Below are 17,970 nucleotides of genomic sequence, written 5' to 3' on the forward strand. Positions count from 1 at the left end.
GGCGTCCCCGCGGTCACCACCGCGCCCGGAGCCGCTCCCGGATCAGGCCGGCGACGGCCTCCTGATGGTCGGCGAGGTAGAAGTGCCCGCCGGAGAAGGTGTGCAGGTCGAAGGGCCCCGTGGTGTGCTCGCTCCACGCCTTGGCCTCGTCCAGGTCGACCGTGGGGTCGTCGTCGCCGACCAGCACCACGAGGGGGCAGTCGAGCCGCAGCCCGGGGACGCAGCGGTAGGTCTCCACCGCCTTGTAGTCGCTGCGCATCGGCGGAATGATCATCTCCATCAGCTCCGCGTCGTTCAGGATGCGCAGGTCGGTGCCGCTCAGCCGCTTCAGGTCCTCGATCAGGCCGTCGTCGTCGCGCAGATGCACGCTCTCGTCGCGGTAGGCCGAGGGCGCCCGCCTGCCGGAGGCGAACAGGGTCGCGGGGGCCGTGCCGAGCCGCCGCCGCATGCGGTCGGCCACCTCGAAGGCGACCATCGAGCCCATGCTGTGCCCGAAGAACGCGACCGGGCCGCCGAGCAGCGGCCGGAGCGCGGCGAACACCGCGTCGGCCAGCTCGCCGATGGTGGACAGCGCGGGCTCGGCGCGGCGGTCCTGCCGTCCCGGATACTGCACCGCGTACACCTGGACGTCGGCCTTCAGCGTGTTGGACAGCGCGGTGTAGTAGCTGGCCGCCCCGCCCGCGTGCGGGAAGCAGACCAGGGGCGTGCCGTGCTGGGGGCCGTCGTGGAAGCGGCGGATCCACACCGGGTCAAGCGCGGTCTCGGTCATCAGGTGCTCCGTTCGTCGGGTGAGGGGTGGGACGGGACCTCGCGCGGCTCATCGAGTGAGGTGCAGGTAGTCCGAGAGCCCTTCCAGGAGGCGGTCCACGTCGTCGGCGGAGCTGTAGGGGGCCAGGCTGACCCGCAGGCCGCCGTGGTCGCCGAGGCCGAGCCGCCGGGACGCCTCGACCGCGTAGAACGACCCGTGCCCCGCGTCCACGCCTCGGGCGGCGAGGAAGTCGCTCACGTCGCGGGCGTCGTGGCCGGCCACCGTCAGCAGCAGGGTGGGCGCGCGGCGGGCGGCCCGCGAGTGCACGATGACCCCGTCGAGGACGGCCAGCCCGCCTTCCAGCCGGGCCCGCAGCGCGTCCTCGTGGCCCTCCACGGCGGCCATCCCGGACAGCAGCCGGTCCCGGCGGGTGCCCTCGCGCAGGGTGCCGAGTCCGGCGAAGAACTCGACGGTGGCGCGCAGCCCGGCGAGCACGCCGTACGGCAGGATCCCCAGCTCGAAGCGCTCGGGGACGTCGTCGATCGCGGCGAGCAGCTTGTCCGGGCGCAGGCCGCGCAGCAGGTCGGGACGGGCGGCCAGGACGCCGACGTGGGGCCCGAGGAACTTGTAGGCCGAGCACACCGCGAAGTCCGCGCCCAGCGCCTCGACGTCCACGCCCGCGTGCGCGCTGTAGTGGGCGGCGTCCACGAAGACCAGCGCCCCCGCCGCGTGTGCCACCTCGGCGATGCGCGGAACGTCCGGCCGGGTGCCGATCAGGTTGGACGCGGCGGTGACCGCGACCAGGCGGGTGCGCTCGGACACGGCCGCGCGGACGTGGTCCGGGGTCAGCTCGCCGGTCACCGGGTCGAAGTCCGCCCACCGCACGAGGGCCCCGGTCCGGGCGGCGGCCGTGACCCACGGCCGGATGTTGGCCTCGTGGTCGAGCCGGGTGACGACCACCTCGTCGCCCGGCTTCCAGCCGTCCGACACCGTCCGGGCGAAGTCGAAGACGAGCTGGGTCGTGCTCCGCCCGAACACGATGCCGGCCGGATCAGCGCCGAGGAAGTCGGCCATCGCCCGCCGGGCCTCGACCACGATGGCCTCGGCGTTGCGCTGGCCCGCGGTGACCGTGCCCCGGTTGGCCAGCGGGCTGGACAGCGCGTGCGCGATGGCGTCGATGACGAGGTCGGGGATCTGGGTGCCGCCGGCGCCGTCGAAGTGGGCGGACCCGGCCTTCAGCGCGGGAATCCGCGACCGGAGGGCCTGCACGTCATAGTGACGGAGAATGGTCACGAACGCTCCAGATGTAGATCCCGCGAATCGTCACCGGGCGATGCCCAGGTCCGTCGCCGCGGGCAGATATTTCCCGAACAACGTCTTCAGTTCGCCCTCGGGAAACGCGTCCTGCCACGGCTTCTTCGCCCCGGCGAATTGGATGAGCCGGGCACCGCGCGATTCGCCCTCCCGCTCACAGGCGGCGAAATCCATGTCGTTCCAGCGCGGGTCGAGGCGGACCCAGCGGTCGTCAACGGTGATGTTCATCGCGTCCTGTACGGCGAATCGCAGCCGGGGCGCGTTGTCCCTGAGATAGTCCAGGGACCTGGCCGCGATCTTCTCCTCGCGGCAGCGCGCCAGGTCCATCAGCAGCACCCCGGAGTTGAAGTAGTCGCTCCAGAAGGTCAGCCGGCCCGCGCCCGCCGCGAACCCCGGCAGCCCGCCGGCCGCGCTGACCGTGGGCGAGCCGATGTCGACCGCCGCGGCCAGCAGGTCGTCCCCCAGGTCGGTCTCCCAGAGTTCGGTGAGGCCGCCCATGCAGAGCACGTCGCCGTCCACGTAGAGCATGCGCGGCACGGTGTCGGGCACCAGCTCGGGCAGCAACAGCCGGTAGTACGCGGCGTGGGTGATTCGCGACGACATGATCCGCCAGGAGGACAGCGGCAGGGCGTCGAGTTCCTCCGGCACCCGCAGCAGGTGCACCTCGCCCCGCCGCTCGCCCTCCCGGACGAAGGCGTCGAGCACCGCCTGGGGCACGTCCGGGGCAGGCGTGAACCACCAGGAAACCGCCTCGCCATCGGAAATCCCCTTATCCAGGATCGACCTCATCGTCGCCATCGCATATCGGGCGAACGCCAGGTCGAAGGCCAAGGAAACGTGCATCGAATCACCCTTCGCCGGGGGCCGCATCCTCCAGTGAGAATCATCCGCACCACACGTCTTCCGGAACCAGGCAGAAACGGCGGAGAAATGCCGATGGCGGTTCAGTGGTCGAGCGCGGCGAGCGCCGCGACCACCTTTCCCGCGCCGTCCTCGGCGGCGATCCGCTCGCTGAGCGCGGTGGCCGCCTTCCGGTAGGACGCGTCGGACACCGCGTCGGCGACGGCACGGGCGAGGCGGTCGGCGGACAGCCCGCCGTACGGCACCGGCTTCGGCCCCGCGCCCAGCGCCGCCACGCGGCCCGCCCAGAACGGCTGGTCGCCGAGGATCGGCACGCCCACGGTGGGGACGCCCGCCCGCAGTCCCGCCGCGGTAGTGCCCGCCCCGCAGTGGTGGACCACCGCGGCCATCCTCGGGAACAGCCACTCGTGCGGCGTCTCGCCGACGGTGAACGTGGTGCCGGACCGGCTCGCGAGGCCCGCCCACCCGGCGTGCAGCACGCCGCGTACCCCGGCCCGGCGCAGCGCCTCCTCCACGATCTCGACGATCCGCGGCCCGTCGGAGATCCGCCGGCTGCCGAACCCGACGTACACCGGCGGCGGCCCTGCGGCGAGGAAGTCGGCCAGCTCGGCGTCCGGCTCCCAGTCCGCCGGAACCGCGGGCCACAGGTAGCCCGACACCGTGAGCCCCGGCCGCCAGTCGTCCGGGCGGGGCAGCACGGCGGGGCTGTAGGCGTGCAGCACCGGCCAGGCGGCCATCCGCTCACCCAGCTCCCGCCGGTTCGCGGGGGGCAGGCCCAGCCGGGCGCGCAGCTCCCTGACCGGGCCCGAGGTCAGGCGGCCCATCAGCGCCACGAGCAGGCCGCCCGCGGCCCGGTTGCCCCACCCGCCGAGCGATCCGCCCACCCCGATGAAGGACGGCGGATGCGCCGCCGTGGGAAAGATCGGCTGGAGGAAGAGGCCGATGCTCGGGATGCCCAGGCGCTCGGCGACGTGCACGGCCGACTGGGCGGGCATCGACAGCAGCAGCACGTCGGCGCCCCGCTCGGCCACGGCAAGGACCGCCTCGCCGAGTCGCCGCGCCTGCGCGGCCACGCTCCTGATCCCCCGCGAGGAGTTCGCGGCCTGCGTCCATCCACCGGCCGCCGCCGGATCGCCAGGGATCTCCCGGAACTCCGCCCCGCAGGCCCGCACCTGCGCCGCGAACCGCCCGAAGGCGGCCATCGCGACCTCGTGCCCGGCCGCCCGCAGCGGGCCCACCAGCCCGGTGTACGGGGCGACGTCGCCCATCGTCCCCAGGGCCACGATCAGCACTCTCATGACAGATACTCCTGATGCTCAAGCGTCAGCTTCTCCAGGACCGGCACGACGTCGTTCGGGGTGGGATCGCTCAGCGACTCCCGCCGCAGCCGGTCCGCGGCGTCGGCGAACCTTGGGTCCTCGATCACCCTCAGCAGCCCGTCCCGCAGCGCCTGCGGGGTCAGCTCGCCCTGCGGGATCACCAGCGCCGCGCCCACCTCGGCGGTCCGCCGCGCCCGGTAGGAGTTCTCGAACACCATCGGTGAGATGAGCTGCGGCACGCCGTAGATCGCCGCCGTGGACCAGCCCCCGGCCCCGCAGCGGTGGGCGACGGCCGAGCAGGTCGGCAGCAGGGCGTGCAGCGGCACGAAGTCCACCGCGCGGACGTTGCCCGGCAGCCGGGAGACCTGGGCGCGCTGCGCGGCGTTGAGCGTGGCGACGATCTCGACGTCGAGGTCGCCGACGGCGTCGAGCATGCCGTCCAGGGAGCCGAGGAGGTAGTCGGCGCCACTGCGGGCGGTCAGGCCCATGGTGAGGCACACCCGGGTGCGTTCCGGGGGCTCGCGCAGCCACGCGGGCACCACGGCGGTGCCGTTGTAGGGCACGTAGCGCATCGCGACCGTGGGCTCGCCCAGGTCCATCCGGATGCTGGCGGGCAGCGTGTCGATCGTCCACTGGCCCCGCACCGTGGTCTCGTCGAAGGACAGCCCGTGCCGGTCCAGGACGCCGCCGAGCCAGTCGGCGAGGGCGTCGCTCGCCGCGCCGGGCGGCCGGTCGGCGAGCTGGCGCAAGAACCGCGTCCGCAGGTCGAGCAGCAGGTCCGCGCCCCACAGCAGGCGGGCGTGTGCCGCGCCGACGGCCCGCGCCGCGACCGCGCCCGCCAGCGTGAACGGCTCCCAGATCACCAGGTCGGGCCGCCACCAGCGGGCGAACGCCACCAGGTCGTCGATCATGGAGTCGTTGTTGGCGTGGGTGTAGAACGTCTCGGGCAGCAGGCCATTGACGGTTTTCAGGAACTCCCAGCTGTCCGCCTCGGGGCGCGCCGGGTCGAGGTCCACGGAGTGCCAGGGCGTCCCGTCCCCGCCGACGTCGGCCCCCTCCATCGCGGCCAGCAGCCTGTGGTCCTCGCCCACCGGCACGGCGGTCAGCCCGGCGGCGGTGACGGCGCGGGTCAGGGCGGGCTGACCGGCCACCCTGACCTCGTGGCCGGCCGTACGCATGGCCCAGGCCAGCGGGACCATGCTGAGAAAGTGGGACTCCATGGCGAACGATGTGAAGAGCACCCGCAAGGTGATCAAGCCTCCCGGTCGGTGACGTGGTCCGATCGGGTCATTGGACGCCGATCTCCCGGTCGATGAGCGCGAACATCTCGTCGTCGGTGGCCTCCTCGATCCGGTCCCGCCCGGACGGCTCGCCGGTGTGCCTGGCCAGGACCGCCCGCAGCCGGGCGACCAGCGCCGCCCGTTCGGCGTCCGGCAGGTCGAGCAGGCCGAACTCCTCGTCCAGCCGCGTCAGGCCGTCCATGATCCGTTCGGCCGTGGTGGGCTCCGCGCCGAGCAGCCGCCCGCGCACGAAGGCCAGCAGCGCGGCCGGGGTGGGATGGTCGAAGACCATCGTCGCGGGCAGCCGCAGCCCGGTCGCCGCGGCCAGCCGGTTACGCAGCTCCACCGCGGTGAGCGAGTCGATCCCGAGTTCCTTGAACGGCCGCGCGGGCTCCAGCGACGCCGCCGACTCGTGCCCCAGCACCACCGCCACCTGCGCGTACACCGCCTCGGCGAGCGCGTTGTCGCGGCGCGCGGCGGGCATCGCGGCCAGCCGGTCGGCCAGCGGGACACCGTCGGCCGCTGCGGCGGCGCGGCGACGGGTCAGGCCGCCCAGCAGCGGTGAGCGCATGACTCCGAGGTCCAGCCGGGCGGTCACCAGCACGGGCTCCTCGCGGGTCAGCGCCGCGTCGAACAGCGCCACGCCCAGCTCGGGGGAGATCGGCAGGATGCCGCCGCGGGCCAGCCGCCCGCGCCGGGCCTCGTCGTCGAAGTGCCCGGCCATCTCGCTGTCCAGCGTCCACGCCCCCCAGGCCAGCGACGTCGCGGTGAGCCCGGCCGCGCGCCGCCGCCGGGCCAGCGCGTCGAGGTAGGCGTTCGCCGCCGCGTAGTTGGCCTGGCCGGGTGCGCCGAACGTCCCGGAGGCGGAGGAGAACAGCACGAACGCGGCCAGGTCGTCGTCCTGGGTCAGCTCGTGGAGATGCGCGGCGGCGTCCACCTTGGCGGCGAACACCTTCTCGAACCGCTCCGGGGTCAGCGTCTCCACCAAGCCGTCGTCGAGCACCCCGGCGGCGTGCACCACGGCGGTCAGCGGGCGGTCGAGCCGGGACAGCACCCCGGCCAGCGCCACGCGGTCCGACACGTCGCACGCCTGGAATGTCACGTGGACGCCGGTCCGGGACAGGTCGTCGGCGAGTTCGCCGGCTCCGGGGGCCTCCGCGCCGCGCCGGGAGAGGATCATCAGGTGCCGCGCGCCGTACGCGGTGGCCAGGTGGCGGGCGATGACCCGGCCGATCCCGCCGCTGCCGCCGGTGATCAGCACGGTCCCCTCGGGGTCGATGGCCGGCGGCGGGCCGGCCGGCTCCGCGGCGGCCTTGGCCAGGCGCAGGCCGTACAGTTCGCCGGCGCGGACCGCGACCTGCGGTTCCCCGGTCGCCGCCGCGGCCCCGACGAGCGCGGTGTCGTCGTCCACGTCCACCAGCACGAACCGGCCGGGATGCTCGGCCTGCGCCGCCCGCACCAGGCCCCACACCGCCGCCTGCGCCGGATCGGCCTCCGCGTCGCGGGTGACGACGGCGAGCCGGGCGGCCTCGAACCGCTCGTCGGCCAGCCACCGCTGGAGCAGGTCCAGCACGCGGCGGGTGTGGATCCGCGCCGCCGCCGGGCCGTCGCCCGCCGGGGCGGGCGGCTCCACCGCGACCATCTCCGGCACCTCCTCGGGCACGTCAGCGAGGTCGCCGACAACGAGGGCCGCGCCGGACGGCTGGGCGGGCAACCGGGTCCAGGTGAGCCGGAACAGCGCGGCGGCGGCCGGGGCGCGGGAGGTGCCGAGCTGGTCGCCGGTGACCGGCCGGGTCACGACGGCCGCCGCCGACGCGACCGGCGCGCCGTTGGTGTCGCAGACGTCCACCGAGCGGGCATCCGGCCCGGCGGGGGCGATGCGGACCCTGACCGCCCGGGCGTCAACGGCGTGCAGCGCGACCCCGGTCCAGGCGAACGGCAGGCGGGGCGCGGCCGTACCGTCCGCCGCGTCGGCGGCGACCGCGGCCTGCAATGCCGCGTCGAACAGCGCGGGGTGCAGCCCGTAGCCGCGCGGGTCGGCGTCCTCCGGCAGCACCGCCTCGGCGAAGACCTCCTCCCCCGACCGCCACAGCCGCCGCAGCCCCTGGAAGGCAGGCCCGTAGTGGAAGCCCCGGTCGCCCAGCGTCTCGTAGACGCCGGTGAGGTCCACTTCCGCGGCCCGTGGCGGCCACTCGGCCAGGGACACGCCCGCGGAACGCGCGCCGGGCAGCAGCACGCCCGTCGCGTGCAGCGTCCAGCCGTCGTCGCCGGACGCCTGCTCGTCCTGGGAGTACACGCTCACCGGGCGCGACCCCCGCTCGCCGGCTCCGCCGACGACCACCTGCACCCGCACCCCGCGGCCCTCCAGGAAGATCAGCGGCGCCTGGATCGTCAGCTCCTCCAGCAGCGCGCAGCCGGCCTGGTCGCCCGCGCGCAGCGCCAGCTCGACGTACGCCGTGCCGGGAAGCAGCACCGTGTCGTGGAAGGCGTGGTCGGCGAGCCAGGGATGGGTGTCCGCCGACAGCCGGGAGGTGAACAGGAAGCCGCCGTTCTCCGGCGTCGCCACCGCCGCGCCGAGCATCGGGTGCCCGGCCGGTGTCAGCCCGAGCGCCGAGGCGTCCTGGGCCGCCGAGTCGGCCGAGTCCAGCCAGTGACGCCGCCGCTGGAAGGCGTACGTCGGCAGGTCCACGCGGTTGCCCGCGCCGCCGGACAGCGCGCCCCAGTCCACGGCGGCACCGCGGGCGTGGGCCTCGGCCAGCGATACCGGGAAGCGGTCGCCCCGGTCGCGGTGCAACGTGCCGACCGTCACCGCCTCGGCCCCGGCCTGTTCGGCGATGCCCTGCACCGCCATCCCCAGCACCGGGTGCGGGCTGGACTCGACGAACAACCGGTATCCGTCGGCCAGCAGGGCGCCGACCGCGCCCGCGAAGTCCACCGGCCGCCGCGCGTTGTCGAACCAGTACTCGGCGGTGAGTTCGGCCGTGTCCAGCAGGCCCGCCGTGACAGTGGAGTAGAACGGCACGTGCCCGGTCCGGGGCGTCAACGTTCCCAGCCGGGCCAGGAGGGGTTCGCGCAGCGGGTCCACCAGCGCGCAGTGGGTCGCCGCCCGCGGCGACACCACCTTGGCCCGGACGCCGTCGGCCGCGCACGCCGCCATGAACTCGCCGATCGCTTCCGTGGGGCCCGCGACGGCGGTGGCCTGCGGGCCGTTCAGGCCGCCGATCGACAGCGCGCCGCCCCACGGGGCGAGCCGTCCGGCGACCTCGTCCGGGGACAGCACGACCGAGGCGATCGAACCCCGCCCGGCCAGCTCCTCCTCGATCAGGCGGCTGCGCAGGGCGATCACCCGCGCCGCGTCCTCCAGCGACAGGCCGCCGGCCACGCAGGCGGCGGCCACCTCGCCCTGGGAGTGCCCGATCACCGCCGCCGGGCGCACACCGTGCGCCCGCCACAGCTCCGCGAGCGAGACCATCACGGTGAACAGCGCCGGCTGGGCCACGTCCAGGGGCGTGAGGTCGCGGGCGCCGGGCCGGTCGAGCAGCACGTCCATCAGCGACCAGTCCAGGTACGGCTCGAACGCCGCCACGCACTCCCGCACCCGGGCCGCGAAGACCGGCGTGTCCATCAGGCGCACCGCCATCCCCGGCCACTGCGCGCCCTGGCCGGGAAAGACGAAGGCGACGCCGCCCTCGACGGCGCGGCCCTGCACGACGTTCGCGGCGGGCTCGCCGCCGGCCAGCGCGGCGAGGCCGGTCAGCAGCTCGTCCCGGTCGTCGCCGAGCACCACCGCCCGGTGGTCGAGCGCCGCCCGGGTGGTGGCCAGCGACCAGCCGACATCGACCGGCGAGGCGTCCGTCTCCCGCACGAAGGCCGCCAGCCGCCCGGCCTGCGCGCGCAGCGCGGCCTCGTCGCGTGCCGACACCGGCCACGCGAGCGGACCGGTCACCGGCGACGGGGCGGGCGGCTCGGGCTCGGGCTCCTGTTCCAGGATCAGATGCGCGTTGGTGCCGCTGATCCCGAACGAGGACACCCCCGCCCGGCGCGGCCGGTCCACCGGAGGCCAGGCGGTCTGTTCCAGCAGCAGCGACACGTCGCCCGCCGACCAGTCCACGTGCGGCGTCGGCTCGTCCACGTGCAGGGTCTTCGGCAGCACCCCGCGCCGCATCGCCTGCACCATCTTGATCACACCGCCGACGCCCGCCGCCGCCTGGGCGTGGCCGATGTTCGACTTGAGGGCGCCCAGCCACAGGGGCCGGTCGCGGTCCTGGCCGTAGGTGGCCAGCAGCGCCTGTGCCTCGATCGGATCACCCAGCCGGGTACCGGTACCGTGCGCCTCCACCGCGTCCACCTCGGCCGGAGACAGCCCCGCGTCCGCCAGCGCCGCCCGGATCACCCGCTGCTGGGAGGGACCGTTCGGCGCGGTGAGGCCGTTCGACGCGCCGTCCTGGTTCACCGCGCTGCCGCGGATCACCGCGAGCACCTGGTGGCCGTTGCGCCGCGCGTCGGACAGCTTCTCCAGCAGCAGCAGCCCGGCGCCCTCGGACCCGACGGTGCCGTCCGCGGCGGCGCCGAACGCCTTGACCCGGCCGTCCGGGGCGAGCCCGCGCTGCCTGCTGAACTCGGTGAAGAACGATGGATTGGACATGACCGTGACACCGCCCGCGAGCGCCAGCGCGCACTCGCCCCGGCGCAGCGCCTGCACCGCCAGGTGGATCGCCACCAGGGAGGAGGAGCAGGCCGTGTCCACCGTCATCGCCGGGCCCTCCAGCCCGAACGTGTAGGAGACCCGGCCGGAGGCGACCGCCACCGCGTTGCCGGACAGCAGGTACCCCTCGTGCTCGCCCGCAGCGCCGGGGGTGATCATCTGCCGGACGCCGTAGCCGCCCGCCATGACGCCCGCGAACACGCCGGTACGGCTGCCGCGCAGCGACGCCGGGACGATCCCGGCCCGCTCGAACAGCTCCCACGCGGTCTCCAGCAGCAGCCGTTGCTGGGGGTCGATGGTCACCGCCTCGCGCGGCGAGATCCCGAAGAACCCGGCGTCGAAGTCGGCCACGGCGGGCAGCAGGCCCGCCCGCCGCACGTAGCTGTGGCCCAGGCTCTCCGGGTCGTCGTCGAACAGGTTCGCCAGGTCCCAGCCCCGGTCGCCGGGAAACTCGCCGACGGCGTCCGTCCCGGTCTCCACCAGCCGCCACAGGTCCTCGGGCGAGCCGGCATCGCCGGGGTAGCGGCAGCTCATCGCGATGATCGCGATCGGCTCGCGGGCCGCCGCGAGCTGCGCCCGCAGCCGCTCGGTCTCCTTGACCGACACCCGCAGCGCCTCCAGGACGCGGCTGTCCGAGTTAGTCATGTACGTGTCCTCCACCAGCGGCAGTCGGTCAGAGATCTGTGGTGCCGAGCGCCTTGGCGATCAACGCCTCGGCGTCCATCGCGTCGATCGTGTCGTCGGCGCTCGCGGCGGGGGTGCCGCCGTCCGCCTGTCCGGCGAGCCGCAGCAGCCGGTCGAGCAGGCCGTTCTCGCGCAGTACGGCCAGCGGGATCGCGGCCAGCGTCTCCCGCAGCGCCGCGTCCGAGGTCTCGGGCGCGGCCTCGGCGGGGGCCGTCTCGGTCAGCAGGAAGTCGGCGAGCGCGGCCGGGTTCGGGTAGTCGAACACCAGGCTGGCGGGCAGCCGCAGGCCGGTGACCTCGGCCAGCCGGTTGCGCAGCTCCACTGCGGTGAGCGAGTCGAAGCCCAGTTCCTTGAAGTCGCGCCCGGCCTTGATCGAGTCACCCGCCCGGTGACCGAGTACGGCCGCCGTCTCGGCGAGCACCGCCGTCACCACCACCTGCCTGCGCTGCTCGGCGGGAATCCGGGCGAGCCGCCGGGGCAGGCCGTCCTGGGCGGCGGCGGTGCCCGCCGTCCGGCGGGTCGTGGCGCGCACCAGGCCGCGCAGCGACGCGGGCAGCGTCCCGGCCTCGGCGCGGCGGCGCAGTCCGCCCGGGTCGAGCCGGACGGCGAGCGGCGCGGGCTCGTCCAGCGCCACGGCGGCGTCGAACAGGCCGAGCCCCTGCGCCGCGGTCAACGGTGAGACGCCCGCCATGCGCCGCAGGTCCTGGCCGCTCATCCGGCCGGTCAGTTCGCTGGTCTCCGCCCACAGCCCCCACGCCACCGAGACGGCGGGCAGCCCGGCGGCCCGGCGGTGCGCGGACAGCGCGTCCAGGAAGGCGTTGGCCGCGGCGTAGTTGCCCTGCCCCGGCGTGCCGAAGAGCCCGGCCGCCGACGAGAACAGCACGAACGCGTCGAGCCCCCGGTCCCGGGTCAGCTCGTGCAGATGGACGGCGGCGGCCACCTTGGCGGCGAACACGCCGTCGATCTGCTCCGGGGTGAGCGAGGCGACCGGCCCGTCGTCGAGCACGCCCGCGCTGTGCACCACCGCGGTCACCGGGTGGGCGTCCAGGAGGGCGGCCACCGCCGTCCGGTCGGACAGGTCGGCCGCGACCACCGTCGCCTCGGCGCCGAGTGCGGTCAGCTCGGCCACGATCCGGCCGGCGTCCGGCGCGCCGGGGCCACGCCTGCTCGCCAGCACGAACCGCCGTACCCCGTGCTCGGCCGCCAGGTGCCGGGCGACGAGCCCGCCCAGCGCCCCGGTGCCCCCGGTAATGAGCACGGTCTCGCCCGGACGCCACCCGGCCTCTTCCGCCGATGCCTGCACGGGCACCACCCGCTGCGCGAACGCGGTGCCCGAGCGCAGGAGGAGCTGTGGCTCGTCCACGTCCGACGCGACCCGCAGCAGTCCCGTCGGCGGCTCGGCGGTGTCGAGGTCCACGAGCTGGAAGCGTCCGGGGTGCTCGGCCTGGGCCGACCGGACCAGCCCCCAGGCGGCGGCGTTGGCGAGGTCGTCCGGTCGTTCTCCGGCGGCTCCCGAGCTGACGAGCACCAGCCGCGACGACTCGTAACGGGCGTCCGCCAGCCAGGTCTGGACCAGTTCCAGCGCGTGCCGGGTGGCCGCGTTCGCCGCCGCCGCGAGATCCGGCTCCGGCCGGGGCGGCAGCACGGCGAACACCGTCTCAGGGACGGGGGTTCCGCCGCCGATCGCCGCGCCCAGGGCGGTGAGGTCCGCGAAGGACGGAACGTCCGGCCAGAGCGCGCCGCCCACGACCGCCGTCGCGCCGGGGCGGCGCGGAGCGTCCGGAAGCGGGATCTCGGTCCACTCCGCGAGGTACAGGTGGTCACGGACGGGGGCGATCGCGGCGGCGGGCCGTACCTGGAGGGATTCGACCGTCGCCACGAGCGCGCCGGCCGGGTCGGCGACGAGGATCGCGAAGGTGTCGGTCCCGGCCGGGGTGACCCGGATCCGCAGCGCGGACGCGCCGGACGCGTGCAGCGAGACGCCGTTCCAGGAGAACGGGAGCTTGGGGTCGCCCAGCTCGCCGGTGAGCGCCGCCGCGTGGACGGCAGCGTCCAGGAGGGCGGGGTGCAGGCCGAATCCGGCGGCCGGGAGATCCACCTGCGGCTCGATCTCCGCGTAGATCTCCGCACCGTGCCGCCAGGCGGCTCGGACGCCCTGGAACGCGGGGCCGTAGCGCAGGCCGGTGGCGGCCAGCTCGCCGTACAGGCCGGTGACGTCCACCGGCTCGCCGCCCGGGGGCGGCCACTGGGTGAGGTCGCCGGTCCGTCCGGATGCCTCGGGGCCGATCACCCCGGTGGCGTGCAGCCGCCATTCGCCGCCCCCGTCGCCGCGCGCGTGCACCGCGATCGGCCGGCGGCCGGAGGCGTCGGGGTCCTCCACTGTGACCTGCACCTGCACGGCTCCGGAGCCCGGTACGGCCAGCGGCGCCACGATCGTGAGCTCCTCGACCACGGGACAGCCGGTCTCATCACCCGCGCGGATCGCCCACTCGACGAACGCCGTGCCGGGCACGAGCACCGTGTCGCGTACGACGTGGTCGGCCAGCCACGGGTGGGTGTGCGTGGACAGTCGCGCAGTGAAGACGTATCCGTCGGAGGCGGCGAGGGACACCGCCGCGCCCAGCATGGCGTGCTCGGCGGAGTCGAGCCCGGCCGCGGAGACGTCGGTGGCGGCGCCGTCCCGCAGCCAGTAACGGCGGCGTTGGAAGGCATACGTCGGCAGATCCACCCGGCCGCCGCCACCGATCACCCCCGCCCAATCCACCCCGACCCCAGCGGTGAACGCCTCCCCCAGCGACGTCAGGAACCGGCGCCGATCCCCCTCACCCCGCCGCAACGACCCCGCCACCGGGCCGTCCACCCCCACCACCACAACCGGATGCGCACTGCACTCGATCAACACCGCATCCGCGAACGCCTCCAACGCCACATCGAACCGCACCGGACGCCGCAGATTCGCAAACCAATACCCCCCCTCCAACTCCGTCCCGTCCACGAACCCGCCACGGACGGTGGAGAAGAACGGCACGCTCCCCGCGCGGGGGCGGACCGGCGCCAGCAGGCCGGCCAGTTCCTCGGCGATGGCGTCCACCTGCGGCGAATGCGACGCGTAATCCACCGCCACCCGCCGCGCCCGCTCCCACAACACGAGCACCTCATCCAGCGCCGCCGGATCACCCGCCACCACCACCGAAGAGGGCCCGTTCACCGCCGCCACACACACCCGCCCCTCCCACCGGGCAAGCTCGGCCTCCACCTCGGCCACCGGCAGCGGAACCGACACCATCCCACCCCGCCCGGCCAGCGACCGGCCGATCGCCTGGCTGCGCAGCGCCACCACCCGCGCCGCATCCTCCAGACTCAACGCCCCCGCCACGCAGGCGGCGGCGATCTCGCCCTGGGAGTGGCCGACCACCGCCGCAGGCTCCACCCCGTGCGCCCGCCACAACCCGGCCAGCGACACCATCACCGCGAACAACGCCGGCTGCACCACATCCACCCGCTCCAACGCCTCGGCGTCCTCCAACACGGCGAACAGGTCCCAGTCCACGAAAACGCCCAGCGCCCGGGCACACTCCTCCATCCGCGCCCGGAACACCGGAGAGGACGCCAGCAGCTCGACGGCCATCCCCGGCCACTGCGAACCCTGACCGGGGAACACGAACACGGGCCTGGACGCGGTGGCGGTTCCCCGCACCACACCCGCACCCGGGGTGCCCGCGGCCAGATCCTCCAGGGCGGCCAGCAGCTCATCACGATCGGCGGCCACCACGACCGCGCGGTGGTCCATCACCGAACGATGGGCGACCAGCGACCAGGCCACATCCCGGACGGAAAGTTCCGGCCGCTCATCCAGCAGCGACCGCAACCGCGCCGCCTGCCCCGCCAAACCCGCCGCATCCCGCGCCGAGAGCACCACCGGCAGCGGGCCGTCCACCGGCTCGGGTTCGGTCACGGGCTGGTCGGGGGCCTGCTCCAGCACCACGTGCGCGTTAGTGCCGCTCACCCCGAACGACGACACGCCCGCACGGCGGGGCCGGTCCACCGACGGCCACACCGTCGCCTCGGTCAACAGCGAAACCGCACCCGCCGACCAATCCACGTGCGGCGTCGGCTCATCGACGTGCAGGGTCTTCGGCAACACCCCGTGCCGCATCGCCTGCACCATCTTGATCACACCACCCACCCCGGCGGCGGCCTGCGTGTGACCGATGTTGGACTTCAACGAACCGAGCAGCAGCGGCGTCTCACGACCCTGGCCATAAGTCGCCAGCAACGCCTGCGCCTCGATCGGGTCGCCCAGCCTGGTGCCGGTGCCGTGCGCCTCCACCACGTCCACTTCGGCCGGAGACAGCCCCGCGTCCGCCAGCGCCGCCCGGATCACCCGCTGCTGGGAGGGACCATTCGGCGCGGTCAGCCCGTTCGACGCGCCGTCCTGGTTCACCGCGCTGCCCCGGATCACCGCGAGCACCTGATGACCGTTGCGCCGGGCGTCGGACAGCTTCTCCAGCATCAGGATGCCGACGCCTTCCGACCAGCCGGTGCCGTCCGCCGCCGCCGCGAACGACTTGCACCGGCCGTCCGCCGCGACCGCCCGCTGCCGGGAGAACTCGATGAAGACACCCGGCGTGGACATGACCGTCACGCCGCCGGCCACGGCCATCGTGCACTCGCCCCGGCGCAGCGCCTGGACGGCGAGGTGCATGGCCACCAGCGACGACGAGCACGCGGTGTCCACGGTGAGCGCGGGGCCCTCGAAGCCGAAGGTGTAGGACACGCGGCCGGACGCGACGCTGGCCGCGCTGCCGTTGCCGAGATAGCCCTCCATGTCCTTGGGGACCTGCCGCAGCCGCGAGCCGTAGTCGCCGTACATCACGCCGACGAACACGCCGGTCTGGCTGCCGCGCAGCGCCGCCGGGTCCAGCCCGGCCCGCTCCGCCGCCTCCCAGGTGGCCTCCAGCAGCAGCCGCTGCTGCGGGTCCATCGCCACGGCCTCGCGCGGCGAGACGCCGAAGAACTCCGCGTCGAACAGGTCGGCGTCGTGCAGGAAGCCGCCGGAGCGGACGTAGCTGTGGCCGTGGCTGTCGGGGTCGTCGTCGAACAGGTTCGCCAGGTCCCAGCCCCGGTCGTCGGGGAAGCCGGTGATCCCCTCGCGGCCCTCGGCGAGCAGCCGCCACAGATCGTCCGGCGATTCCACCCCGCCCGGATAACGGCAGCTCATCCCCACGATCGCGATCGGCTCGTCTGCGGACGGCGCCACGGGGACCGGCGCGGCGGCGGGCCGGGCCACGTCGTCGAACATCCGCTCCAGCAGGTGGGCGGCGAGCGCGTCGGCGGTCGGGTGGTCGAACACCAGGGTCGCCGGGAGCCGCAGGTCGAGCGCGGTGTTCAGCCGGTTGCGCAGCTCGACCGCGGTGAGCGAGTCGAAGCCGAGGTCCTGGAACGCCTTGCCGGTGTCCACAGCCTGTGGATTCTGGTGCCCGAGCACCCCGGCCACCTGCTCGGTCACCAGCTTCGTCAGCGCGCCCCTGCGCTCTTCGACGGGCAACCGCGCGAGCCGGTCGGCGAACGACCCGCCGGCCGTGGCCCCTTCCGCCGCGGCGCGCCTGACGGGCGTCCGGACGAGACCGGACAGCAGCCGGGGCAGGTCTCCTGACGCGGCACGGGCGCGCAGCGCCGCGTTGTCCCACTGGACCGCCACGACGGCGGGCGCTTCGGCGGTCGTCGCGGCGTCGAGCATGGCCAGCGCGTCCGCCGTGTCCAACGCCGCCAGCCCCGAACGGGCCAGCCGTGCCCGATCCACCGCCGACAACTCACCGGCCATCCCCCCGGCCGCACCCCACACCCCCCACGCGATCGACGTCGCAGCCAACCCAGCCGCCCGGCGCGACCGCGCCACCGCATCCAACGCCGCGTTCGCCGCCGCGTAACTGCCCTGCCCCGCCGTCCCCAACACCCCCGCCGCCGAGGAGAACAACACGAACGCCGACAACCCCCGGCCCCGCGTCAACTCATCCAGATGCCGCGCCGCATCCACCTTCGGCCCGAACACCCCCGCCAGCCGATCCGCATCCAGCGAACCGACCACCCCGTCGTCCAAAACCCCCGCCGCATGCACCACCGCCGTCACCGGATACGCATCCAGCAGCCCCGCGACCGCCTCCCGCACCGACAGATCAGCCGCCACCACATCCACCCGCGCACCCGCATCCGCGAGCTCCGCCACCAGCCCGTCCACGCCCGGAGCCGACCCGCCCCGCCGACCGGCCAACACCAAGTGACGCACCCCATGCGCCACCACCAGATGACGGGCCACCACCCCACCCAGCGCACCCGTCCCACCCGTGATCAACACCACGTCGTCCGGCGACCACACCGACCCGCCCACCGACACCCGCCGCAACCGGGGAACCAGCACCTCACCCCCGCGCAGCACCACCTCCGGGTCATCGAGGGCCAGCAGGCCGGCGATCAGCCCGCCCGCGGTGTCGCCGTGGAGCTGCACACTCAGGTCGGCGTCGGAGGCCGGGTCGATCTCGGTGTCCACCAACAGCAGCCGTCCGGGGTGCTCGGACCGGGCCGAGCGCACCAGCCCGGACACCGCCGCCTGCCCCGGATCCAGCTCGGCGTTCGCGGTCACCACGACCAGCCGCGACGATGCGAACCGCTCGTCGTCCAGCCACGCCTGGATGACACCCAGCGCGGCGGTGACGTCCGCGACGCCGGTCAGCAGCACGGCATCGGGCGCGATCTCGCCCGCCAGAGCCAGGTCGGCGACCTCGCCGACCCTGACCACGGACAGCGGGACGGCCTGCGGCAGCTCGACCGCGACCGGCTCCACCTGGAGCAACGGCACGTCAGCCATCTCGAAGTCGCGTGGCATCGGCCGCAAGACCACCGATCCCGCCGACAGCACGGGGGCGCCCTCACCGTCGGCCAGCACCACCGAGAACCCATCCGCCGACGGCCGCAACCACACCCGCACCGACGTCGCCCCCGACGCCACCACCGACACCCGCTCCCACACGAACGGCAACCGCGCCGGACCCGACACCTCCA

General features: G+C 74.6%; 7 protein-coding genes. All 7 read right to left on the reverse strand.

Annotated elements, in window-relative coordinates; translation table 11 throughout:
* Window positions 1–13 precede the first annotated feature (13 nt).
* Window positions 14–769, reverse strand: a complete 756-nt coding sequence (locus tag ACH34R_RS42090) for a thioesterase II family protein (RefSeq protein ID WP_397567218.1) — start codon at window positions 767–769, stop codon at window positions 14–16.
* Window positions 770–817: 48 nt separating this feature from the next.
* Window positions 818–2,041: a cysteine desulfurase-like protein gene (locus tag ACH34R_RS42095; RefSeq protein ID WP_397567219.1), complete on the reverse strand. Its 1,224-nt coding sequence runs from the start codon at window positions 2,039–2,041 to the stop codon at window positions 818–820.
* Window positions 2,042–2,071: 30 nt separating this feature from the next.
* Complete coding sequence (locus ACH34R_RS42100) at window positions 2,072–2,905, reverse strand: glycosyltransferase family 8 protein (RefSeq protein WP_397567220.1); 834 nt, start codon at window positions 2,903–2,905, stop codon at window positions 2,072–2,074.
* A 101-nt stretch (window positions 2,906–3,006) separates the two neighbouring features.
* Window positions 3,007–4,221 carry a glycosyltransferase gene (locus ACH34R_RS42105; RefSeq protein ID WP_397567221.1) on the reverse strand — a complete coding sequence of 405 codons (1,215 nt, stop codon included), beginning with the start codon at window positions 4,219–4,221 and terminating at the stop codon, window positions 3,007–3,009.
* Entirely contained in the window at window positions 4,218–5,483 is a 1,266-nt protein-coding gene (locus ACH34R_RS42110) for an activator-dependent family glycosyltransferase (RefSeq protein WP_397567222.1), read from the reverse strand. Before ACH34R_RS42110 ends, ACH34R_RS42105 begins: the two co-directional genes overlap by 4 nt.
* A 46-nt stretch (window positions 5,484–5,529) precedes the next feature.
* On the reverse strand, window positions 5,530–10,872 hold the full coding sequence (locus tag ACH34R_RS42115) for a type I polyketide synthase (RefSeq protein WP_397567223.1): 5,343 nt from the start codon (window positions 10,870–10,872) through the stop codon (window positions 5,530–5,532).
* Window positions 10,873–10,900: 28 nt separating this feature from the next.
* Complete coding sequence (locus tag ACH34R_RS42120; protein WP_397567224.1) at window positions 10,901–17,938, reverse strand: SDR family NAD(P)-dependent oxidoreductase; 7,038 nt, start codon at window positions 17,936–17,938, stop codon at window positions 10,901–10,903.
* Window positions 17,939–17,970: the final 32 nt, after the last annotated feature.

The sequence above is a fragment of the Spongiactinospora sp. 9N601 genome, from assembly GCF_044326295.1.
GTDB classification, from domain to species: domain Bacteria; phylum Actinomycetota; class Actinomycetes; order Streptosporangiales; family Streptosporangiaceae; genus Spongiactinospora; species Spongiactinospora gelatinilytica.